Annotated in this window: 34 protein-coding genes; 20 read left to right on the top strand and 14 right to left on the bottom strand. The window is 39.2% G+C overall.

Annotated elements, in window-relative coordinates:
- From QZU45_RS06335 to QZU45_RS06280, 12 genes are all read right to left on the bottom strand, one after another.
- On the bottom strand, positions 1–241 hold a 241-nt coding region (locus QZU45_RS06335), incomplete at its 3' end, for a hypothetical protein (protein WP_295353081.1).
- Positions 238–567, bottom strand: coding sequence for a DUF1653 domain-containing protein (locus QZU45_RS06330; RefSeq protein ID WP_295353078.1), 330 nt, complete (start codon positions 565–567; stop codon positions 238–240). The genes QZU45_RS06335 and QZU45_RS06330, both read right to left, overlap by 4 nt.
- Positions 568–569: 2 nt before the next feature.
- Positions 570–872, bottom strand: a complete 303-nt coding sequence (locus QZU45_RS06325) for a hypothetical protein (RefSeq protein ID WP_295353076.1) — start codon at positions 870–872, stop codon at positions 570–572.
- An 11-nt stretch (positions 873–883) separates the two neighbouring features.
- Positions 884–1297, bottom strand: coding sequence for a hypothetical protein (locus tag QZU45_RS06320; RefSeq protein WP_295353075.1), 414 nt, complete (start codon positions 1295–1297; stop codon positions 884–886).
- Positions 1285–1698, bottom strand: a complete 414-nt coding sequence (locus tag QZU45_RS06315; RefSeq protein WP_295353073.1) for a hypothetical protein — start codon at positions 1696–1698, stop codon at positions 1285–1287. The genes QZU45_RS06320 and QZU45_RS06315 overlap by 13 nt, the downstream gene beginning before the upstream one ends.
- Complete coding sequence (locus tag QZU45_RS06310) at positions 1695–1829, bottom strand: hypothetical protein (protein ID WP_295353071.1); 135 nt, start codon at positions 1827–1829, stop codon at positions 1695–1697. The genes QZU45_RS06315 and QZU45_RS06310 overlap by 4 nt, the downstream gene beginning before the upstream one ends.
- The gene (locus QZU45_RS06305) at positions 1826–2218 is read right to left on the bottom strand and encodes a DUF3310 domain-containing protein (protein WP_295353068.1); all 393 of its coding nucleotides are present in this window, start codon (positions 2216–2218) and stop codon (positions 1826–1828) included. Before QZU45_RS06305 ends, QZU45_RS06310 begins: the two co-directional genes overlap by 4 nt.
- A 174-nt stretch (positions 2219–2392) precedes the next feature.
- Entirely contained in the window at positions 2393–2779 is a 387-nt protein-coding gene (locus QZU45_RS06300; RefSeq protein ID WP_295353065.1) for a hypothetical protein, read from the bottom strand.
- A 49-nt stretch (positions 2780–2828) separates the two neighbouring features.
- Positions 2829–3518, bottom strand: coding sequence for a hypothetical protein (locus QZU45_RS06295; RefSeq protein WP_295353063.1), 690 nt, complete (start codon positions 3516–3518; stop codon positions 2829–2831).
- A 17-nt stretch (positions 3519–3535) separates the two neighbouring features.
- A complete protein-coding gene (locus QZU45_RS06290; RefSeq protein ID WP_295353060.1) occupies positions 3536–4261 on the bottom strand; it encodes an HNH endonuclease signature motif containing protein in 726 nt (241 codons plus the stop codon).
- 18 nt (positions 4262–4279) lie between these two features.
- A complete protein-coding gene (locus QZU45_RS06285) occupies positions 4280–4510 on the bottom strand; it encodes a hypothetical protein (protein WP_295353057.1) in 231 nt (76 codons plus the stop codon).
- Between the two features lie 275 nt (positions 4511–4785).
- Positions 4786–6033, bottom strand: a complete 1248-nt coding sequence (locus QZU45_RS06280; RefSeq protein WP_295353055.1) for a hypothetical protein — start codon at positions 6031–6033, stop codon at positions 4786–4788.
- A gap of 560 nt (positions 6034–6593) precedes the next feature.
- On the opposite strand from QZU45_RS06280, the gene QZU45_RS06275 reads away from it, so the two are divergent.
- Positions 6594–6797 (top strand): hypothetical protein, encoded by a 204-nt coding sequence (locus QZU45_RS06275; RefSeq protein ID WP_295353052.1) that lies wholly within the window; start codon positions 6594–6596, stop codon positions 6795–6797.
- A 218-nt stretch (positions 6798–7015) separates the two neighbouring features.
- On the opposite strand, the gene QZU45_RS06270 is transcribed toward QZU45_RS06275, so the two are convergent.
- On the bottom strand, positions 7016–7708 hold the full coding sequence (locus tag QZU45_RS06270; protein ID WP_295353050.1) for a S24 family peptidase: 693 nt from the start codon (positions 7706–7708) through the stop codon (positions 7016–7018).
- A gap of 118 nt (positions 7709–7826) precedes the next feature.
- On the opposite strand from QZU45_RS06270, the gene QZU45_RS06265 reads away from it, so the two are divergent.
- The 15 genes from QZU45_RS06265 (at position 7827) to QZU45_RS06195 (ending at position 17156) form a co-directional block, all read left to right on the top strand.
- A complete protein-coding gene (locus QZU45_RS06265) occupies positions 7827–8066 on the top strand; it encodes a hypothetical protein (RefSeq protein WP_295353047.1) in 240 nt (79 codons plus the stop codon).
- Positions 8067–8086: 20 nt separating this feature from the next.
- Positions 8087–9325 (top strand): hypothetical protein, encoded by a 1239-nt coding sequence (locus tag QZU45_RS06260; RefSeq protein WP_295353044.1) that lies wholly within the window; start codon positions 8087–8089, stop codon positions 9323–9325.
- Between the two features lie 5 nt (positions 9326–9330).
- Complete coding sequence (locus QZU45_RS06255) at positions 9331–10203, top strand: exonuclease domain-containing protein (RefSeq protein WP_295353041.1); 873 nt, start codon at positions 9331–9333, stop codon at positions 10201–10203.
- An 18-nt stretch (positions 10204–10221) separates the two neighbouring features.
- Positions 10222–10668: a hypothetical protein gene (locus tag QZU45_RS06250; RefSeq protein ID WP_295353038.1), complete on the top strand. Its 447-nt coding sequence runs from the start codon at positions 10222–10224 to the stop codon at positions 10666–10668.
- A complete protein-coding gene (locus tag QZU45_RS06245) occupies positions 10661–10942 on the top strand; it encodes a hypothetical protein (protein ID WP_295353035.1) in 282 nt (93 codons plus the stop codon). Before QZU45_RS06250 ends, QZU45_RS06245 begins: the two co-directional genes overlap by 8 nt.
- An 81-nt stretch (positions 10943–11023) precedes the next feature.
- Positions 11024–12076: a hypothetical protein gene (locus tag QZU45_RS06240; protein ID WP_295353032.1), complete on the top strand. Its 1053-nt coding sequence runs from the start codon at positions 11024–11026 to the stop codon at positions 12074–12076.
- 297 nt (positions 12077–12373) lie between these two features.
- Positions 12374–13006, top strand: a complete 633-nt coding sequence (locus QZU45_RS06235; RefSeq protein ID WP_295353030.1) for a Rha family transcriptional regulator — start codon at positions 12374–12376, stop codon at positions 13004–13006.
- Positions 13007–13213: 207 nt separating this feature from the next.
- Complete coding sequence (locus QZU45_RS06230; protein ID WP_295353027.1) at positions 13214–13522, top strand: phage holin family protein; 309 nt, start codon at positions 13214–13216, stop codon at positions 13520–13522.
- Positions 13523–13975 carry a VRR-NUC domain-containing protein gene (locus QZU45_RS06225; protein WP_295353026.1) on the top strand — a complete coding sequence of 151 codons (453 nt, stop codon included), beginning with the start codon at positions 13523–13525 and terminating at the stop codon, positions 13973–13975.
- On the top strand, positions 13929–14375 hold the full coding sequence (locus tag QZU45_RS06220; protein ID WP_295353023.1) for a lysozyme: 447 nt from the start codon (positions 13929–13931) through the stop codon (positions 14373–14375). Before QZU45_RS06225 ends, QZU45_RS06220 begins: the two co-directional genes overlap by 47 nt.
- A gap of 739 nt (positions 14376–15114) precedes the next feature.
- Positions 15115–15384 (top strand): type II toxin-antitoxin system HicB family antitoxin, encoded by a 270-nt coding sequence (locus QZU45_RS06215; RefSeq protein WP_295353019.1) that lies wholly within the window; start codon positions 15115–15117, stop codon positions 15382–15384.
- Positions 15385–15585, top strand: coding sequence for a type II toxin-antitoxin system HicA family toxin (locus QZU45_RS06210; protein ID WP_295353017.1), 201 nt, complete (start codon positions 15385–15387; stop codon positions 15583–15585). It begins immediately after the preceding gene.
- A gap of 65 nt (positions 15586–15650) precedes the next feature.
- The gene (locus tag QZU45_RS06205; RefSeq protein ID WP_295353014.1) at positions 15651–15833 is read left to right on the top strand and encodes a hypothetical protein; all 183 of its coding nucleotides are present in this window, start codon (positions 15651–15653) and stop codon (positions 15831–15833) included.
- A gap of 2 nt (positions 15834–15835) precedes the next feature.
- Positions 15836–16351, top strand: coding sequence for a hypothetical protein (locus QZU45_RS06200; protein ID WP_295353011.1), 516 nt, complete (start codon positions 15836–15838; stop codon positions 16349–16351).
- A gap of 337 nt (positions 16352–16688) precedes the next feature.
- Complete coding sequence (locus QZU45_RS06195) at positions 16689–17156, top strand: hypothetical protein (RefSeq protein ID WP_295353008.1); 468 nt, start codon at positions 16689–16691, stop codon at positions 17154–17156.
- Positions 17157–17482: 326 nt separating this feature from the next.
- Here the strand turns inward: QZU45_RS06195 and QZU45_RS06190 are convergent, their stop codons facing one another.
- Positions 17483–18058 carry a hypothetical protein gene (locus tag QZU45_RS06190; RefSeq protein WP_295353005.1) on the bottom strand — a complete coding sequence of 192 codons (576 nt, stop codon included), beginning with the start codon at positions 18056–18058 and terminating at the stop codon, positions 17483–17485.
- Between the two features lie 70 nt (positions 18059–18128).
- Between QZU45_RS06190 and QZU45_RS06185 the strand changes: the two genes are divergently transcribed.
- From QZU45_RS06185 to QZU45_RS06170, 4 genes are all read left to right on the top strand, one after another.
- Positions 18129–19976 carry a phage terminase large subunit family protein gene (locus tag QZU45_RS06185; RefSeq protein ID WP_295353002.1) on the top strand — a complete coding sequence of 616 codons (1848 nt, stop codon included), beginning with the start codon at positions 18129–18131 and terminating at the stop codon, positions 19974–19976.
- Positions 19973–20218: a DUF6148 family protein gene (locus QZU45_RS06180; RefSeq protein WP_295353000.1), complete on the top strand. Its 246-nt coding sequence runs from the start codon at positions 19973–19975 to the stop codon at positions 20216–20218. Before QZU45_RS06185 ends, QZU45_RS06180 begins: the two co-directional genes overlap by 4 nt.
- Positions 20219–20221: 3 nt before the next feature.
- Entirely contained in the window at positions 20222–21889 is a 1668-nt protein-coding gene (locus tag QZU45_RS06175) for a phage portal protein (RefSeq protein ID WP_295352997.1), read from the top strand.
- Positions 21861–22472 (top strand): head maturation protease, ClpP-related (locus QZU45_RS06170; protein WP_295352994.1); only part of this gene is annotated, 612 nt, incomplete at its 3' end. The genes QZU45_RS06175 and QZU45_RS06170, both read left to right, overlap by 29 nt.

Here is a 22472-nt window from a genome sequence, read left to right as displayed (position 1 = left end):
ATATTGTTGCAGTATCAGATATGGGTGTAATTTTATAATTAAGAACTGGCATATCTTCCCAACGTAAGAATAGTTCTAAATCTAATGGAATAGTTTTCTCAACAAGTTTCTTCTCTTCAACATCCTGAAAAACTAAATAGAATTTCTTATATTTATATTTTGATTGCAACATCAGAGTTTTCACTACTGCATTTAATGAAGCTCTAATGTTATGTGTTTCTGATATATGCTGTAATTTCATTCTTCCACCTTTTCAAATCTGTATTTCTGCTTAACATCAGGATATTTCTCATGGTCAACTTCTGACATGAACATATCCAATGGTCTGATACATGGCTCTGCAAGAACGGCATAAGGTTCATCTATAAATTCAATTTTCTGATATACCACCATTGCTTCTTTTGTTTCTGAGTGATGTCCTAAACAAATAATCAGGTAGTTGTTACCTTTAAAATGCTTCCATATTTCGTTAGGTTTAGGTAAAAGCCTACTTGTGTGGCAATTCCAGTAATTCACTGCAGGTTCTACCTCCACAGGTATTATTTTTTCGTTCCAGTCTCTTTTCATTCTTAACCTCTCCAGTATTCTCTAACAGTTACTTTTCCGTGTTCTGTTTTATAAGAAACCTCGGATTTAAGTCTGATAGCTTTTTTCTCATATTTTTTCTTTGATATCTGGTGTCTTTTGTAAACCAGCGTATCATCAAGACAGCTGTTCTTCTGAAGTCTTACTGGAGTAGTTAAGATCTTCTCCAGAGACTGTCCCTGTCTTTTACGCTGGTAGTAAATACTTTCGTTCAGGCCGTAGTGGAGATACATCGCACGTACCCCCTTAAACTCATTGCCAAGATGATCTGTAATAGCTTTAGTCAAGATTTGATCCCTTAGTAATATCTGGTCACGATTACATCAAAGCCGTTCTGTTCTATAGCCTTACTCTTTGATACTCTGAAAACCTGCATCTTATCCATAAGTTTCGTGTGTTTTGCACTCTCAAAGATTGGATATGCGAAATTGTCTAAATCAAAGGTCTTACCTTTATTTGAGTTCCCAATCTGATTAGGAAGAGCAAGTGTAAAAATCAGACAGGCGCATTTTTGCTGTTTCAGAGCCTCACCTGCAGCAATCAGAGCTCTGCCAAAAACACCAGCCAGCTTTGCCTTAAGCTTTTTGTAATGTTCCCCAGCAGTCAGAGGAGAGGTATAAACCAAGATCTCTTTTCTTTTACTTCCGGAGGTTAAGGTATTCTGACTTATTGGAAGCATATCGACATGCTCTCTAAACACTAGATATTCCATAATGTAATCTCCACAGGAGCTCCTGTACCGTAATCGATGATGCATTCAAAGCTTTTAATCTGACTGTCATCCTCATAGACCTGTGCTTTTGTAAGCGCATCAAGTGGGTATTTCAGATAATGCACAATACTGGCGTTGTTAAAATCGATAACCCAGCGAGGATTTATTCTGATTACAGCCTTCAAATCCTTATTAAGCGGATAACTCCTGTCAGCAGATTTATGTTCCTGCGCTATGGTTACCGCATCACTTCTCCACTGTTCTTTAATCTGTCGGAAGGTTAAGCCGGTCTTTCCTGCCTTGCGGTTAAGTCTTTCCGGGCCTCGGTTAACTTCTCTGAAATTAAGAGGATAGAAAGGAAATCTGACCTGATAGACAGGATTTAGATCTTTGGTAATCATGATCTCTCTTCCAGCATCAGTTTTAATTCTCTGAGATCTTGAATAACTTCATTCAGCATATAAGCACCGATTGCAACACTTACACCGATAAAAGCCAGAAAGACTATAAATACGATCTCCATTCCTATCATTTACCCATCTCCACAGACTGAGCTTCCAGTTCATCAATCTTTTCATTCACAAATCTGAGCAGACCAAGGTGGACAGCAGCAGAACCTTCTGTAAGATCACAATACTTAAAGAATTCCTTACTCTGAAAAGCCATTGCAGTCTTATCGTTGTCATACCAGCCGTAAGTATTTGCATGCATATAGTTGGTTTTAATTCGTTTGAGGAAGTATTGAGCTTTCTTCAAATCCTCCAGAGGCTTACCCTTGTGCTGGTACCTGAAAAGATACTTGAGCGCGTTTCCTAACAGAAAACCGCACATTTCGCACAGCTCTATTGGTTCTACACGGTAGCTGACTTCTACACTTTCACATTCATAGTGACTTGGGTGGTTGATGATATCCTCTTCCATTTTGTGTTCCTCTTTATTTAATCCGTAATTTAATCCGTAATTTAATCCGTAAAATCTTTTGTGTGTAACCGGTATGTAACTGGTATGTAACCAGTATGTAACTGAACTGCAGTTCAAAAAGGGTAGGGCAGGGAGCGCCCTACCAAACTCATGAACACATCTATGAATCGATGCTTAAATGTTGCTTTTCTCTCTGAATTTGATTGCTGCCAGCTCAGCATTTCGCATAGCTTCCTTAAAGGCCCGCTGCTGCTGTTCCTTTTCATTCTGTCTGGCCTGCAGTTTCATAAGTCTTTCTTCTTCGAGTGCCTGTATCTTGGCAGCAGACTGTATTCTTGCTTCCTCTCGGAGTCTTTCTTCTGTTTCCTTCAGCCACTGCAAGATCTGAATCTTGAAGTAGTAAACTCTTCCGCCTCTCTTATGGGGAAATGGCAGAGGAAAATCAGGAGTATTGTTGATGAATTTCTTGAATCCGTTAGGGGATGTGAAATTCAGCATTTTCATTACTGTTGTTCTGGTAATTAACTCATAGGTATTTAGTGCCTCGGGTGCGTCAGTCATTTTTATTACCTATCCGTGTTCAATGGTTCTTGTTTCTATCAGTAAGTATTCAGTTAAGATTAAGCCTATGCATACAGTAGAGCCTGTCTTTATTGGCTCTTATCCAGTCATAAACCTTATAGGTGGTATAGACCAGCTCTTTTGCGTATTTGAAAGCACGTGGAAAATCATCAGGCTTCCGTGAATCAGGATTAAAACCCAGCATGAGATTCACTTCACTGACCTTAAGTACACGTCTTGTTTTGTACTTCTCAAAAAGATCTCTGTTAATGGTGCCGATTCTTCCGGAGGATGCTGCTTTCTTATGCTCTGACTTCCCTGTATTATCAGCGTGGACAACATTTGCGATTTTTTCTGACTGCTGACGAACCGCATCAGACTGCGCTTTGGCAAGAGCTCTTTCACGCTCTGTTTTTTCCTGTTTTTTCAGACGGGCCCTGCGAGCTATTTCCTCATGCGCTCTCTTAACAGCATTCCTGTGATGATCTTCTGCAGTAGGAACAGGGGCCTTTTCAACCAGGCTGGTTATATGAATCGGACGGGTACCGAAGCCAGGAGTAGGGTTCAGAAAAGCCTTCTGTATGTCTTTGAGTCTGGTGTGCTTAACTTCCTCTCTGATGTCCCATTCAATCTGTGCACATTCTTTTGCCAGTGTGCTATCAAGCCCATATTCACGCTGATAGATCTTTATGTTTGTTTCTATAAACTCCTCATAAGGGGTATTCTTTGGAAGAATCATTCTTAATCCTTAGTTCTTTATGCATTCTGAGCTTTATTGTTTTTCTGTGGGGTAACGTTTTGAGTTATCCCCTCTGCCTCAGTAATCTTCTTGCTTTTAGGTCTTTCTTTGCGGTTATGCTCGATATTGAATATCGCCTCTTTCAGCTGTGCATGGGTGATAGCCGTTCTTGTGGTATCCCTGTCGTTGAATCTCAGATGCATCTGATTAAGTCTTGCATTGGTTGATCTCTTAATCATGGCAAGGTTATCCAGTGCAAGATTGTCTTTATTTCCATCAAGGAAGATCACAACGTACCCTTGTGGAATTGGCCCATGAGCTTTAATCCAAATCTCATGGTGCAGCAGGATCCAGCGGCCTCTTTTTGTTTTACCGTGCATGTTGTACTTGTGGTACCAGTAGCCGTTAAGCTGATCTTTCTTCACAGTATTAAGCGGTAAGGTGTTATAAGGCTGATTGCCCTTGGAGTACCAGGTATTAGAGTTCTTCATCTTTTCGTATGTCTGTGCTGATACCTTTCTTCCTTTGTTTGTAGGCGCATGACCGCTCTTGAAACGGCCATCAAGTCCGCTCTTTAAGTTGTAACGTTTCTTTACAGAAGAAATCTGATGTGCTGTCTTTTCAATCCCAAAGTGTTCAGTGAACATTCTTGCAAGCTCACTGTTACTCCTGCCGACACATTCTCTTTTGAGAAACTCAATCATGTCAGGGGAATATTTGAAAACATATTTGCTAACTTCCATAATTCGCGCTCACGGTCGTTATTTACAGTTCAGCATTTCAGGCATATCGGCATTGTTTCTACCTGATACGTCCATCATCTTCATGGCATCAAGTACAGTCTGAGCGTTGTTGATGATTACAGAAGAAACATCAACCACAGCCTTGGCTCTTTTGAGTTCCTTATCCAGAGCTTCACCGTCAATCTCTTCATCTGTAATACGCTCAAGAGTTTGAAAGAGCTTGGTGTTTAATTCATTCAGTGTTTTCATGATCTGTCCTGTTATTTTTATTAAAAATACTTTATTAAAATTTCTATGCCGACCAGATAGAACATGGCTATAAGCGCCGCCCATACCAAGTAGGCAATATGTTTTTCAATGTCTTTTCTCATTCTTGGTGTTCAGCTTAGTAATTTATGTAAATTAGAAAACTATCTAAAATATCCGGCAGCCACTCCCAGTACATCAGCACCGCTGAGAACACGATTATGAAGAGCGCGCTCAAAATATCGTCTAATATCTGTTTCATGGCTGTATCCTCAGTCTTAAAAGGGTAAGTCTTCAGGATTGAAGTTTTCATCTTCTGCTGCAGTAGTTTCTGCCACTTCTGTTACTGGTTTAGCTTCAGTGGTTGAGTTCTTGCTGTTCTGCTGTGCTGAAGATTTATCTTCTGAGTTTTTAGCCTTGGCCATATCTGGAAAACGCCTTGCCATTTCCTCATTGATGAAAGAAAGAATGATAATGCCGTCCTGAGAAGTGATCTTGTCGCCGTATTTCTTAACAGCCTTACGGATATCCTGGTATTTCTCATCAGTCATACTCTGTCTGCACTTGTCAAAGGCAATCAGAGCATCACGGAAAGCTTCAACAGCGTAGTTATTGGATAGTTTATGTACTACAGGAGACAGCAGAGGAGCACAGCCGTTATATCCAAGAGGACCAACAGCCCATGACATAATCTGTCTATCTGTTACAGATGGATTGCATTTAGGATCAGCCATTAACTGGTAATATCTTGCACAAGCCGCATCATGAAAAACCTGTTCATTTAGATCAAGCAGTTTAGAGTTGCACATGAACTTTCTTGGATTCTGACTGAGTTCTCTTAATAGAGTTACGCTTCTCTGCTCAGCGATATTCAGCAGATTCTTGGCATACAGATTTACTCTTTCCGGAATAGGGGCAGACTCGTCTTTCTTGTCAGAAGACTTGGTTTTCTTAGAATCTTCCCAGTCCTTTATAGTCTGTTCTACAGTTTTTTCTGCAGATTCCTTTTTCTCAGAAGGTGCTACTTCCTCAGATTTCTCCTCAGAAGTAGCTTTTGCTTGCTGTAGTTTTTCTACGTTAGTGTTATTTGGGGAATCTGTAACCAGCTCAACCTTATCGTCATTAACATTCTCTGCAGGAGCGGTCTTAGCTTCTTCCTCGGCTGTTTCTGCAGGTTCTGTTGTCTCGTCTTTTGCAGCTTTATCTTCAGCCTGAACGCTTTCTTCTTTTTGATCCTCTTTGCTTACGGTAGAGGATGGAGATTCAAGCTCCTTTTCAAGCTTGGCAATAAGCTTTTCTTTGAGTAATGATTCCAGCAGAGAGAACTGAGTATTGAAATCAGACTGCAGATCATTCTGCTGCTTAACCTTATCAGCATTAAGTTCAAGCTTATCTGTATTAAAGAACTCACGAGCCACAGCACGAGCGCGCTCTACCTTATAGGAGAAGTCCTTTATAGCTGAATATTTAGTTACCAGCTCGTCTGTCTGAGCGTCTGGAACTTTGATTGAGAGTGAGAGAGTCATATACACCTCTTAAACTTTATATGGTAATCCTAACTTTTTTAAGTTTAACCTTTAATGTGTATTATAGGTAAACCTTAGCTAAATGCAATAGGATAACCTAAAAAATTTAAGAAGATCACATTAATCTTTTAGGCATGTTTATAAAAACGGGGATTTTATTAGGAAATATATGAGAGATATAGATCACATGTTGATTATATTATCTTGATTATTACGTGCAATTTTAATCAAGATAAACTATAATTAAAATGTAGAAAGGGTTAAGGAGGAAAATATGAAACCCAAGCAGAAGAAACGCAAGCAAGAACGCAAGCGTAGGTGGTCAAAGACCGAAATAATTGCACTAACGGCTCTAATCATTGACACAATATTTCGAATCTTTGACCTGATATTTAACTAAAACATCAGCCCTTAGTTGGAGGCTAAGGGCATCTAAAGTATAAGCTATTTTGGAGGATTAGCAATATGAAAAGATTACAGAGACTGGAATGGATAGTAATTGCAATTTTATTCCTGGACATCATTGACGTTGGATGCAGACTGATGGAGAAATTCTTCTAATGACTAATGAAGAAAACAGAAACTGGGGCGGTAAAAGAGTAGGTTCTGGTCGTAAGGTGGGATCAACTATTGATCCTGCCTTAAAAAAAGATCACCGTATTATAGTGATGTGTACTAAAGCTCAGAATGATAAACTTGTAGAGCTTGCTAAAGAGCAGGGCTTAAGTGTGAGCGCGTATATACTTAAAACGGTTTTAGGGTAAGTAGAAAATCAATCACCTTTAAAAGATCAAACTCACTTTCTGTCAGATTTTTATTTACTGAATCTAAATCAAACACTCTAATTTTTAATGTTTTGAAATTCATATACACACCTATTTGTTTTTTTTTCTTGTTTTGTTCTTACAAAATTAAGCTCCAAAAAATACAGATTTTGGAGCTTAGCAGTTTTTAAGCCTCACTTCTGGAGCTTATTGGATGATTACTCAAAAGGCTTAGCTCCAATACGAGCAACTACACGTCCTATCAGCTTGATAGTATTAAGCTGTTCTCCTCTGATAACATCCTCTCCAAAGTTCTTATTCTCACTACGGATAATCAGACTGCCGTCCATCTTCCGGAATAATCTTTTGATTCGTGGCAGACCTTCCACGCTGATTGCGTAGATCTTTCCATCCTTTATGTAGCGGAGATCATTCTGAGTGGTATCAACAATTACATATTCTCCCTCATATATAAGAGGTTGCATACTTTCGCCTTCCACTGGGAAGCATGTACACCTTGCAGCATTCAGATGATGAGCATCAAAGAAGGTTCGTCTTAATCGAATCAGTTCTCCAGATGTCTCCTCTTCGATGGTTGGTTCTGCTCCATAGCCAGCTTGAAATACAACCCTGCTTAAATAGACATGTACATACTCCTCACTGTTCTTATCGATTACAGTAGGTGCAGTTTCCGGAGAGCCATTACCTGTGATTAACCAGTCAATATTTACATTTAATTTTTTAGCTATATTCAAAGCTACGTCAGCTCTAAGACCTCTAGTATTTCCCTCCTCCCAGTCTTTTACAGATGGAGCTTTTACACCTGCAGCTCTAGCTAGTTTTGACTGTGACATATTCCTATTTGAATATAGCCACTTAATGCGATCAGAAAGTAATTCCATCCCAGCCATAGTTATTCTCCTCTTTCTTTTTGTTAGGTGATCCTATCAAATATTAATTTAGAAGAGCCTTGCAAAAATATACAAGGTTTACCTATACTATATATAAAAATGTAAAGGAGAACCTTTAATGAACCCTTATATTAAGCAACTTATTGAAACAAAAGGAAAACTAAAGAACTCAACTAAGGAATTCGCTCAAATCCTTATTACTGAGTTGGGTGGTTTATCCGCTGTAGCAAAACTTTTAGATATGAAGGTTCCTTCTGTTATTGACTGGAAAAAGAATGGAGTTCCAGGAGGCAGAATTGCATACCTTCAGATTGTTAAGCCTGATTTAATGTGCTGGAAGCAATTAGAAGAAAAATAAACATTACATAAGGATCAAGAATGAGCACTCTGAGTAATTCAACGCCAACATATATACCGGAAGACTTCTTTTTTGTCAGTGCCACGGCAAATGCCCGCTTAGTGCTGATGTTTCTCTCAACCTTTAAGGATGGATTCTTTTCGACAATTCAGAATCTATGCCTTATGACTAATCTATCACGTAAGACCGTAGACAGAGCTTTAAAAGATCTCTTTGCCAAAGGTCTTATCTATCTGGATAACTCTGAGCGCGACAACGTAATCAGAATTCTTCCTGATGCGATAAAAAGAAATGCTGCTTCCAACAGAGCAAAAGAACAGCCTCATCTGCTTACAAAAAATAAGAAAGCAAAAACAGGATCAACTAAAAAATTTTTGTCTGCAGCTTCTTCAAAAAATATGGACAAAATGTCCAATTCAGAAAATTCAGAAATTGGTCAAAATGTCCAATCCGATTGGTCAAAATGTCCAATTACTAAAAGAGATACAAATATATATACAAATATAAATGTATATAAAGATCTCAGTACTAATAAAACTATTGGCGATGAAAAAAAATTTGAGTGCGATTGCAGTTCTGATCATATACATATTTCTGAAAAGGAAAAATCAGAAAAGCAGGTAGCACGTTCTCAGAGTAAAAATCAGAATCCTAGAAGTGTAACTGTTAGACAATTTGTCCAGGGATATGAAGTCTTAGTTACTTATGATGAAAACGGTGAGGTTGATGACGCCCACTTTATTGATGGTGATGTACTGGACAGAAGACCTTCTGAGGATAAGATTCAGCAGAACATGCAGGAAGTCAATCATACTGATGCGTTAGAGCAGACTCTTCGTCATATCATCACTACTACCTTCATGTTATCCAAAGATGAAGCAGAACAGCTTCTTGGTCGTATGAGAAAATACTACGCTAAATCCGGCACGTGGAGATTCAAGCGTGGTAACTCCAAGAAGGTTGTTATCTCAGAGAAGATGCTTAAGAGCATTGTCAGCACATGGATCAAAAACGACCAGAGACAGAAACAGAAAGTCTATGGTGCCGTAAATTCCGGCAGCAATCAGAATCACGTCTTCATCAGGGGGACTGACAGGGTTACTCCAAGAAAACCCGTAGGTTATACAACAAACAGTTCTCCTGATGCTCTTTCCCATATCACTGATGCTCAGATTAGAGATAACGCCTATATGGCCAATCTTCTCAGCACCTATGGTTCTGAAGCAGTTACCAGAGCTCTATTCGGAGGAATGAACTAAATCCTATGGCTTACTTTAAGAACAATAGAAACAGTCAGACAATAGCCCCAAGACTTAAACCTCTGCCTTTTGATTATCGTGAGGGGTATGGCTGTTTCTTCAGAAAGGCAAAAGAGAATGAGAAAACAGGTGAGGTTGTATTCCTGGATTTAGAGACTACCGGACTGAATATCTCAAAGGACGAAGTAATTGAGGTCGGTATGGTAAGAGCAACCTACTCAAAGGCTACTTTCGAGATACTGGAAATCTCCAAAGCGTATGACGGCTTTAGGGAACCATCAGCTCCATTAAGTGAAACCATTGTCAATCTGACCGGCTTAACTGATGAGAAGCTGCATGGCTGTACACTGGATTTCAAGAAAATCTTTGAAATTCTTAACGGATGCAATCTGATTGTTTCTCACAATGCAGCTTTTGACAGACCATTCTTTGAAAGACTTATGGAAGGACAGATAGATTCCAAGTTCTACTGGGGCTGTTCAATGGAAGGTGTTTCATGGAGAGTAGGACACAAAAAGGAAAGCTGCTCTCTGCCTAAACTGGTACGCTCAGTAGGTTATGAGTATGAGGCTCACAGAGCTATTAACGATGTTTTTGCTATGCTTACTCTGCTTATCAAGGAGAATGCTCTTAAAGAGCTCCTGATTAACACCAGTAAAGGCTATGAAATCATCAGAATTAAAAATGCTGATAACCTGCCATACGAAGAGTTAAGAAAGCTTAGATTTATGTATAAATCCGAACAGAATTCATACTATAAGACCATTCATGGCTCACAGCTGAACTACTATCTGACCGGTTTAAATAAACTGGGGATTGCCAATGAAGATCTTGAAGTTAAACAGGTGAGCGGATTAAATGCTTTTAGAATGATGTAACCATCTAAGAAGGAAGATATGATAACCAATTTGATTAAAAGTTCAATTGAAGATGGTTATAGTGCACCCTTTATCTCTCTTCTTCGCAATTATGGTGTATGGGCCCGCTACTTCGGTTGTGTGGGCTATAAGACACATGGAAGCTCCTCTGAAAGTTATATCATTGACGATGAGAGCGCGTTGATTATAGACGGCGCATTCGGCCATTTAAAACAGACAAGACCAAATATCTTTCTACTGGTAAGGATGTATTACATTAACGGCTGGGATGAATATGACATCCTCTCCGTAATCAGAGAAAAGCCAGGCAGAAAACCAAAGGTTAAAAAGCGCAGAAATTTCTTCGCAGTCAAAGCTAATGAACAGGGCTGTCTTAACTACCTTAATGCTCAGGCTGTAAGAGAACTGATTATCCGAGGTGAAAAACTAATCTTTGACTACCTGCAGGAGCGCGCCAATGGTTAGTTTTAAATACCAGGGGAAAGTTTATAGGTCTCTCAAAGAATGCTGCCAAGATTTACATATCTCTTATTCAAAAGTAAGACGTTTAACCAGGCATTATGTTCGTGCTCATGATGATCCAATATTAGCTGTAAGGTGGGTTACCGGAGAAGAATATATTTCCTATAACGAACAGAAGACTGAAGCTTATTACAAGGATATGGAGCTTGCAGCTGAAAGACAGATGAAATTCAGAGATAGCTGCAGGGAGAAATTGAGAAATATATTTGAGGGATAGTAATTTGCAAATCAAGCTTTGTTATCTACTCCAAAGATAATAGAGTTATATATTGATACAATTCTTAAAAGAGGGTGGTATATGATAGAGTCTAAAATCGCAACATGGCAACAAATAAATGGATTTCTTGAACTTGAAGGAGTCTCTGATGATTCGTTAGCAACTCTGTGGGGAAATTTGGATGTAGAAAATGTGTCTTTGGCTGATGTAATACTAAAAATTGAAGGCCCAAACTATGACAGCACCATTCGTTCTGACTTTGCCGAAGCAATTTCAATATATCAAACAATTTTTAACCGCCAAATTTTATTCATTTTAGGAGATAGGAACCCATACAGACAGCTCTCTAAAATAGAGAAAGAAAACTTTCTTTTTTATATTTCTGTAAATAAGGGTTGTACCAAGCTGATTTTAAAATTATCAAAGCCTATCGTAGCAGCAGTTGCCAAAAGGATAGAGAAAATGAAACCATCGCATCTTTGCCTAACACTAATAATTATTGCTGCAATTATTCAGATACCTAAACTGTATGATACATGGGCCGAACGAGATGTAAAATTAAAAGAAATTGAGAATAAATCTGCAGAGACAATAGCAAGAGACAATGTTCTTCAGAAGATTTCAATAAATGATGAAACAAAAGCAATTCTTGCATCCCCTGAGTTTGTTAAATTAAAGGAAGAGATTTTTAAAGAAATAAAAGAGCAACAGATTCGAGCTTCCCACGTTCTTATTCGAAATACAGGAGAAGTCGAAAAGATTACATTGAATGACTATGTTTATTCAATACCAGAAATCCAAGAAATTAAAGATACCCAAGATGAAGAGTTCATCCCTTCTGATTCAAAAATTGTAAAAGGATTGTTCCTTATAACATCAATAGACAGATTACGCTACCCAATTCTTAAGCTTCACTTGAAATCATTTGACAAAAACAACGCAACTGTTGATGCAACAGTAAACAGTGATACAGAAGATGAATCTCTAAAAGTTAAAATTAAACTTATTTGGGAATTCTGCGAAAAAGGATTGCCTCTTGAATTTATTTTAAATGAAACTGTTTTGAAAGACGGTAAAATCAAAAACGCTTATATCGAGGGAATTGAAATTCCTAAAGTAAACAATAATCCCTAAGTTGCCATCTATTTGAGGGATAGTAATTTGCAAATCAAGCTTTTTTATACTAACATTACAGACGAGCTTCAAAACTCACATCAATCAGCGCAGGGTCAGTGCGTCAAAACATGACCGTTTCATAATCCGACAGAATTAAGCTGTATGTTTAGGCATACGGCCACAAGCTATGTCGGGAGTTGGATAATACAATAGCCTTCGTGGTGAATATTCCAGCTGTGTCTGATTGTGCAGTTTTGAGCTCCCGACGCCCATCAAAAGGCATTCATCAAAAAAGTAACAATCAGGAGACATATTATGTCTAACACATCTTTAGTATTCCTCTCAGAGGATCAATCTTTCCCTGTAACCACTTCTGAAGTAATTGCTACTGCTCTGGATAAAAGAGCCACTGATGTATTGGAGCTTGCCAAGAAATATCAAGAGAGTTTATCAAAGTTTGGCCTTGTTCCGTTTAAAACGGAGCAAGTGAAAAGAGGCTTTGGAACGGCTCCTCAATCAAAAGAAGTTGCAATCCTGAATGAACAGCAGGCTTATTTCCTTGTTACTCTGATGAGAAATTCAGAAAAGGTCATTAAATTTAAGCTGGCTCTGGTTAAAGCCTTCTTTGAAATGCGAGAGCAGATTCAGGAGAAAAAGACCAGTCAGCTTTTAGAACAGGCCTATCAGCGTGGACTACAGGAAAACAGGCGCTCAAGTTCTGTTACTCTCAATGAAGATAATCTTAACTGCGCACTTAAAACTTTAACCTGGCTTAATTCCCATAGAGAAAATTTTAGAGCCTGTTACGATCACATACGAGAGATCTTGAAGCATTTGGAAGTTCTTAAGGAGACTCTTTTATTACTGGGAGAGAATCTTGAGATATCTTCGAGAATCGGTGAAAACGAGCTTAAGAAGATTCTTAAACAGATGAAATCGGTAGCTTAGAGCGCGGTGGTAAATAGTTTTTGTTTAAAAATGATACTTTTATCACATAAATATATAAAAAAGATCGTTAAAAGATCGTTTTTTCAAAATATACTAGAAAACAATACAATGAAGAATTGTTTCTAAATGTGCATAAAATACCTATAAGCAAGGGCCCTGTCATCTGATGGGGCTTTTTTATTTCTATTGCGTATGTGAGGTCCCGTGATGTCGTGGTGGGAAGATCAGATTCAAAATACGAGCCAGTCACCTTGGGCTATATCAGCAATCACAGCGATAATCACGTCTATATTAACTACTTATCGGAGGAATCCGAAGATGAAGTTTTTTACACGTGTTTCTGAGGCCTTGACCTGTGCTTTGCTGTCTCTAGGCTTAACAAAGGCCGGTGTTCTATATTTTGACCTTAGTCCTGACTGGGCGGTTCCGGTTGCTGTGTTTGTATCCTGGATTGGAACAGATCAGATTAAGCTTTTACTTGCAAAGCTGTTTGAAAAATATATCGCTAAGAATTAAATGTCATTATCAAAAAATCACTGTCCGTTGGAATCTGTTGAGCAGCAGAGACTAATTCTGTGGGCCGATCATAAAAAAGTAGGAGCTGATACTGTAGGCTCCTTTCTTTTTGCCATACCTAATGGTGGTTCCAGAGCTAAGACTACTGCAAGATTTTCAAATGAAGCATTGAGAATGAAACACGAAGGGGTTCGCCCTGGTGTTCCTGATTTAATGCTTGCTGTTCCTAAACAGGGGTACGCAGGTCTTTTTATAGAAATGAAAAGAGCTGTTAAATCCTTATCAAGAGTATCTCCAGAACAGAAGATTTGGCATAAGCGACTATCTGATATTGGTTACAGGGTGATTGTCGCTTACGGTGCAAAGGAAGCGATGAGCGCGATATGTGAATATCTGGGAGTTGAAGATGTTAATTGTAAGTTCTCACGGAATAGATCTGATACGTCGATTTGAGGGGCTGAGAACCAAGGCTTATAAGGCCCATTTCTCTGAAAAATACTACACAATTGGCTTTGGCCATTATGGCCCGGATGTTAAAGCAGATGATGCTTGTACTGAAGCTTATGCCGAGATGCTGCTTAAACAGGATTTAAATAAATTTGAATCTGACTTGGTTCGAGCACTAAATGCTGATGAGATTGAAGTCAATCAGAACCAGTTTGATGCCTTAATCTCTTTTGCCTATAACGTTGGCACCAATAACCTTTTATCCTCCACTCTGTGGAAAAAAATGAAACAGCGTGACTATGAAGGCGCAGCTAATCAGTTTTTAAGATGGAACAAGTGTAACGGCGTTGAATTGAAAGGATTAACCAAACGTCGTGAAGCAGAAAGATCTCTTTTCTTATCGTGAAAAGAAGAAGGGGGGCTCTTTTGCTGGTTTCTTATACCACATGCCGTTGACCTCAGAGGAAAGATACCAGCTACCGATTACTCCTTATGTTTGTTTGATGTATGCTCATCAGTCATGTGATTGGTGAGCAATTTTTTGAGCTCAATTTTACAATCATGTTAACCATGATTGAGTTCAGTGTTGAAAGAGACACTTGTTTTAATGTTACATAAAAGAAATGGCTGTATTTATCTGAAAGACAAAAGACAGAGAAGTTTCAATAGTGTTAGCATTGATTGATTTTCATAAAATATAAATATAATCAAAGCTCTCTTATTAGCAGTAAGGGAGCTTTTTAATGTGATTGTAAAATTGAGTTATCAAGGCAAGTTTTTAGGGCGCATAGCTCCCCGTCATAGAAGAGATTTTTGAGATTTTGAGTCTCTTTAATAAGCTATGTAGGCTTAACACCTCTAGGACTACCCGTAGTCTTTTTATCATAACAGTGTCGTGCGCTGTTGGGCTAAAAGGCACGAATACCGCTTTGGTGTATGGGGCACATGATCAGCTGCTGGCTGTTCTGACGAGTTCGGTCATGGTAGTGTGGTGGTCATTCAATTGACTGCTCGAGGCTATCACAGCGATTAAGGAGAGGTTCGATTCCTCAAGGCGGTGCCAATCTGAGAAAATTTACTTATTCGTTAAGTTATTTTTCTTCTAAAATGATAATATACACGCAATAACTTGTTGAGGTGTAACAATGTCATTTTCGTATCGAATAGGTAAGCCTTTTTGGAAATGGTTTGCAAAGCGAGGAGTAACATTAAAATTAAGAGTCGGTGTCGGTTATGATGCCGAGGCTAAATGTTACTATGTGGCGTGGTCAGATCTACCAGGAATAAATACTGATGCAGATACTCTTGAAGAATTAAAAAAGAATATTCAGGAATGTGTTGAGTTATTACTTGAAGATTACATTTCCGACACTTCCAATGTTCATGCATCAATGAGAGTTCCGGTGTTGAATTAAATGGGAGAACATGATTATTACAAGCGCCTTGTAGAGATTTTAAAGCAGAATGGATGTTATCCTACAAGAACCGGTAAAGGCTCGCATGAAAGATGGTTTAATCCTAAAAACAATATTCCGTTTACAGTGCATAAATCCTGTAAATCAAGATTTTCAGCGCAGAAGGTCTTAAATGACGCAGGTATAGACGTAAAAATTTAGTCTAAAAATGTCAAAAAGAAGCTCACAGAAATGTGGGCTTTTTTCGTTTCTGGAGGTTCTAACTTATGAAATTTAAACTTGATCGCCTGATTCAGGTGCATGAACGTCACTGTGAATTTCCAAGAGTTAGTTTTCCTCCTGTGTCTGATAATTACAAACGTCTTTATAAAAGAAAACCGAAACTTGAACTGGTTGAGTTGTGGAATCAGCTCTGGGCAAATCCTAATTATCCTTTCACTGCAGGTTAAATATGAATTCGATTCTTACGAAAGCTGTTATTGTCGTTGCCTGGTTCTTTCTTGGAACTTTAGCCGGTTATTCGTATTCAGCTGATAAATATGAGCTTCAGCTTAAAACTTTAGAGAATGAAGCAGCAAATCTTGAGATAAAGGCAATTGAAGATCAGAGAAACAAAGAATATGAATACTATTTTCTATCCAATGAGAATGTTAAAACAGTTCAGACCAGTATTGAACAGATTACTAAAGACTTCAGTGCTGCTGTGTCTGATGGTCTCTCTTTCAGGGTGCTCAACGAGACCAGTTCAGATACCAACACGGCAGCATTGTCCTCAGTTGCCTCAGCTACCAGCTCAGTACAGAAAGGTAGATGTGAATGCTCTGCAAAGGACAAAGCAAAACTTCAGCGACTATATGAACAGCAATTAGTTGTTTCTCGTGACTGTGATATCAACTCAACCTACCTGAATAAGCTGATTGAGTGGTATGACATGATTTCTCAGAAGTCGACTGTATCTGATTCATAAAATATCCCTGTATATAAAACGCTAAGCACAGATGATAACCGTAGATTGTCTGTGCTTTTTCTATTTAAGATCTGTTATAAAAGAGAATGAAGGATCTAATCTGTGATCAAAAAGGTACTGTGACAGCTTGAAATCGTCCTCGGGTGGCGAGACGCCCGAAATATATCTAGCTGAATAGATTTTTATAAAGTGGCTGTCCACTTAGTTATGGAATTATTTTATGTCAAAAAATGACCTGATTTCTCAAAGTGCATTAGCAAGAAACCTCGGGATATCACGTGCATCTGTAAGGAGTCTTATTGATAAAGGCTTTTTTAAAATTTGTAATGAGCGAGGTATGTTAAGTCTGCAGGATTCGGTAAAGGCATATGAGCAGTACCAGAACACCATGAAATCTACAGCGAAGACAAAAAGCAGACAGAATGCCCTAAAACAAATTGATAAAATCCAGTCAATAATTGAGGACAAGGAAGAGTTTGAAAAGGTCTTTAAAGAATGGATTTCTCAGATCGAAGATGATCCTATTGCGGTTATGAATTCTGCAAAAGCTTATCTCACAGCGCTTCAGACCAAAGAACAGAAGATGAAAGTTGATGAGGCGGAAAAGAGACTGATTCCAATTGAAAGAATTCATCATGATGCGGAAGAAGCTGCCGCTTTAGTACGAAGCAAACTAATTACTATTCCTTCCCGTGTGGCAACAATATGTGAAGGCCGATCTGCAAGAGACATTGAAGAAATCATAGAAGATGAAATAAACAGCAGTCTTGCTGAATTGCAGAAACTTTATGCTGTGGGAGAATAAGTTTTTATAGCTATCAAATATCCTTAATGAAATGGTAAGAATTCTGTAGGGTAGATGTAAAGCTAGGAATGGTTACCTGATATGTAAAAGACTGTGACATTACAGCAAGTGACTACAATCATTTAATTGATTGGTATAACAGTATAAAACCCCTTAATGTCGATAAGGGGCTTGTGGTTTTATTTACTTCCTTGCTGAGAAGAATTTGCTGGAGCCTTTCGCTTTAAAGGGTCTGCACTATCAGTTACTATTTTACGTGGTGGTGCAGGCGGATTTAACGATCCTCTCTCTGGTACGTTTTGATTATTATTACTCATTCTATTTTATTAGTTTCCTCCTATTTGATTTATAAATAACACAGAAAAAGATAATATTAAAAAAATTACGGATATTATGAGTAATAGGTTCATATGACGAAGAAAGCTAGTTCTTTGTTCTATTTGAATAACATAACTTTCCATCGATTGTACGTAAAAAGCATCTAAATTTTTAAGATCTTCATAATGCTCTTGACTGTTTATTCCGTAACGTTCAAATCGTGCAATATATTGAGTTCCTCCTCTATATGGATCTTGAGGAATATCCTTATTCCAAATGGATGAAAGCGAGATTATTCCCAATATCACTGATAGTGAACTTGCAATACCTGCAATCGACCAAAATAGAACTGCAAACTTCTGCGAAACAGATAAAGTTAATTGCAAACCAGGTTGAAGGTAGTTTGCAAAAATTGCTGCAAGAAAGGTAATGATAGTTACAGAAAGCCATAAATAATTTTTTATTCGACTAAATTGCTGTTCATACAGAAATTCACTGTAATGAGTCCAAACCTTATGATCCAATTCAATAAATGATGACAGTTTATCAATATCTTCTTTAGTTGGAGAATTTATCTGTGTCATGGTTATATGTCCTCTTCTTTTTAGTAATTATATGGCCTTTTATTGATGATTAATTAGTTTCTTTCTGCCTATGAATCTATTCTTTGCCGTTCTTAATAAAATCCTGAAGCCTAGGCCTAAGCTGACAGGATCAGAGTGGGCAGATCAATATCGTTTTGTCGCTCCTGGTACTTCACCGGAACCAGGAAAGTGGAGAACCATTAGAGTCCCATACATGAGAGAGCCATTGGATATGGCAACTTCTCACAGTGTTGAGAAGGTGGTAATTATGGCAGCTTCTCAGGTTGCAAAGTCAGAGCTGCTTATGAATGTAATGGGATATTACATGGATCAGGAGCCATCTTCTATCATGATGGTTCAACCAACTGTTGATACCGCAGAAGCTTTTTCCAAAGAACGCATTGATCCGACCATTCAGGCGACTCCTGTTTTAAAGGAGAAAATGAGTGTGGCTAGCACTGATGAAAAAGGTCGATCTCGTAAATCCGGATCAACTATTCGTATGAAGAGTTTTACCGGAGGTTACCTTGCAATGGTCGGTTCCAATTCTCCTTCCGGTTTGGCTTCGCGTCCAATAAGAGTTTTACTTTGTGATGAAATTGACCGATTTGGTTCAACTCAGGAAGGAGACCCATTAAAGCTGGCAGTTCAGCGTACTCAGAATTTTACCAATCGTAAGATTGTTTTTGTTTCTACTCCTACCACAGAGGTAAGAGGTGATGGCCCAACAATCTTTGCAGAGTTCATGAAATCTGATCAGCGTGAGTACAAGGTTAAATGTCCTCACTGCGGTGAACGTTTCTCTATGTCCTGGGAGAATGTTCACTGGGATAGAAATGCGGATGGAAGTCTTATTGAAGATTCTATCCGTATGGAATGTCCTCACTGTAAGAACAAGGTTAGAGGTAACGGAAAGCCTGATCCTTATTTACTTGAATCTGGTGAATGGGTTCCAAAGGAGCCGGATTCCAGAATCAAAGGTTACCATCTGACCTCCTTATGTTCTCCATGGGTAGAACTTCGTGATCTTGTTGAAGAATGGGTGGAAGCAAACCGCAAAAAGGATAAGGAAGGTCTTCAGGAATTTATCAACCTGAAGCTTGGTGAACCATGGCATGAAGATGAAGCAGATCTGAATTTCTGGGAAAAACTCTGTAATCGTCGTGAGTACTATCCTCAGGACGGCCTTCCATCCTTAATCAGAATGTTAACCTGCGGCGTTGACGTTCAGCAGGATCGTCTTGAGTGTACCGTTCTGGGCTGGGGCGCTGATTTTGAATCATGGGGTATCTGCCACAGAGTTTTTTTTGGTGATACCAAACAAAATGAAGTCTGGAGCCAGCTTGACTGTCTTCTGATGGAGAACTTCCATATTCAGGATGGAAGAGATTTAAAAATTGCCTGTACCTTCGTGGATTCCGGTGACGGTTCAATGACTGATACCGTGTACCAGTATACAAAAGGTCGTGAGAAAGGCAGAGTGTTTGCCATCAAGGGTGCTTCAACCATTGGAAAGCCTCTTGTAGGTTCACCCTCACAGAATAACCGATACAGAGCGCATCTGTTTGTCCTTGGTGTTGATTCAGGTAAACGTCTTTTAATGAATCGCCTGAGGGTTAATGATATCGGTCCTGCTTATGTGCATTATCCTTTAGCCCGTGATTGTGGCTTTACTGAGGAATATTTTAAGCAGTTAACTGCCGAGGTCTTTGAGCGTAAGTTTGAAAAAGGTCGTATGACTGAACGCTGGAAGAAACTTCGTGAACGAAATGAGGCTTTGGACTGTGCTGTATATGCAACAGCCGCTATTGAGCTTATGCGACCAGCATTCATGCAGCTTTGTCAGAGTGAAACTCAGATAACATCAGCCCAACCTCTGGCAAGAAAAAGACGTGTATTTAGTAAAGGTGTCGTATGAGTAAAGTTAAATATTACAAAGGCTATACATACGAAGAAGCCTTAACTGAAAGAAAGGAAATCAAGGAAGCTATAAAGGCTTTAAGAACAGGACAGAGTTATACCATTGGCTCTCGCTCTCTAACCAGAGTTAAACTCTCTGAACTTATGGAACAGCTTGATTTCTTTAATGAGATTATTGATTTCTTTGAAAACGGTCATACTCGTCCAAGAATTCAGCGTGCAATTCCACAGGATTTTTAAGATATGGCAACAAGAAAAACAACTACTCAAAATACTGTTGTTAAAGCATCTGAATCAGTGAAGAAATCAAATGCTCCTGCAGCAGTTAACAATCGCAGAATAGTCAATAGCGGTTACAGTCATTACGGTGCTTCATATGCTAGAAAATCTCTGATTGGCTGGATGAGTCACAGTGGTTCAGCAGATGAGGATATTACAGATAATATTAAGACGTTAAGAGAACGTTCCCGTGATTTGTATATGGGAGTTCCTCTTGCAACCGGAGCACTTAAGACTATTAGAACCAATGTAATCGGCTCAGGTCTTATGATGAATAGTCATATTGACAGAGAAGTGCTGGGACTGTCTGAAGATGAAGCTGTAGCATGGCAGAAAAAGACGGAGCGTGAATGGCTTTTATGGTCAGACAACGTTAACTGTGATGCTTCAAGAATGTGTACCTTTTATGAGTTCCAGGCACTGGCGCTGATATCTACTCTGATGAGCGGAGACTGCTTTGTAGCCCTGCCTTTTATAAGCAGACCTAACTGCCCATATGATTTAAGAGTTGATCTGATTGAGGCTGACCGTATCTGCAATCCAGCAAAAGGGGTAAAGGGCGCTTTTGACAATTCTATTCTTGAAGGAGTTGAAGTCGGTAAATATGGTGAGCCTATAGCTTACTGGGTAGCAAAATATCATCCAGGAACCATCCATAGACCAACCAGTGATCCGAATCAGGACTGGAAGCGAGTGCTTGCCTTTGGAGCACAGTCTGGCAGACGAAATATTCTTCATCTGATGAGCGATATTGAGCGTCCTGGACAGAGACGAGGTGTGCCTCTTCTTGCTCCGGTTATAGAAGCATTAAAACAACTTGGCAGATATACGGATGCTGAACTAGTTGCAGCAGTGGTGGCCGGTTATTTTACTGTGTTCATTACACAGGATGCTCCTGAGAACGGGATAAGCTCCATGATGAGCGGAATGCCTGGTCTTGATGTGAGTGCGGCAACCTCTGATCCTAACGATGTAAGTTTGGGAAATGGTGCCATCGTAAATCTTGCAGAAGGAGAAAAGGTATCAACAGCAAATCCAGGCAGACCAAATACAGCATTTGACGGATTTGTTTCTTCAATCTGCAAGCAGATTGGTGCAGCACTTGAGCTTCCATATGAACTGCTGATTAAGAATTTTACCGCTTCATACAGCGCTTCCCGTGGAGCTCTACTTGAGGCATGGAAAATGTTCCGTATGCGCAGACAGTGGATAGTTAACCGTCTGTGTCAGCCTGTGTATGAGGAATGGCTATCAGAGGCTGTAAGCAAGGGTAGAATTGATGCCCCTGGCTTCTTTGAAGATCCTGCAGTCAGAAAAGCCTGGTCTTTGGCTGACTGGTCCGGTGATACTCAGGGGCAGCTTGACCCTCTCAAGGAGGTTAATGCTGCAAAGGTTCGTGTTGAGGAAGGCTTCTCTACACGTGAACATGAGGCTGCAGAACTAACCGGCATGAGTTTTGACATGATTGCCTCTCAGAGAGGACGTGAAGAAAAACTGATGCAGGAATATGGAATTTCAACCAGTCAGAAACAATTAACTGAGGATGACAGCTCATCATCTGAAAATGACAGTGATGATGAATCTTCAAAAGAGGATAAAGACAATGGTCAAAAACCTAGATACTTCTTCTAAACCACTATTGGCAATAAAAGAAGAAGCTGAGAATACTCAGCTTTCTTTTTATGGTCCGATTGCAGAGCAGTGGTTTGAGGATGAAAAGTGTTTTGATGAGGCTGTGGTAGCTAAGGCCTTTAGTGCAATCAATCCGAATAAACCTCTGGATATATACATCAATTCTCCAGGAGGCAACGTTGACAGTGCTCTTGCAATTAACGGAATCCTATCAAGACACAAGGCCGGTATCACAATTCATGTGACCGGCCTTGCTGCTTCTGCAGCAACCCTGATTACTTCTTTGAAGAATGCAAAGACTGTAATCAGTAAAGGCTCCCTGTTCATGATCCACAATCCAATGTCAATGGCATTTGGAAATGCAGAGGAACTTGAAAAACAGGCCGCAGTTTTAAATAAATGTGCTGAATCAATGCGTAGCATTTACGCTGATAAGACAGGACTTGAAGACAAAGAAATTAAATCACTCATGGATGCAGAATCATGGTTTACTGCTGAAGAGGCTGTAGAAAAAGGTTTTGCTGATGAGATTGATGAAGGTGAGCAGGTAACTGCTTATATGAAGGACGATCACATTCTAGCC

The sequence above is a fragment of the uncultured Succinivibrio sp. genome (genome assembly GCF_902756765.1).
Taxonomy (GTDB): Bacteria; Pseudomonadota; Gammaproteobacteria; order Enterobacterales; family Succinivibrionaceae; genus Succinivibrio.
This window is presented reverse-complemented; position numbering and strand designations above follow the sequence as displayed.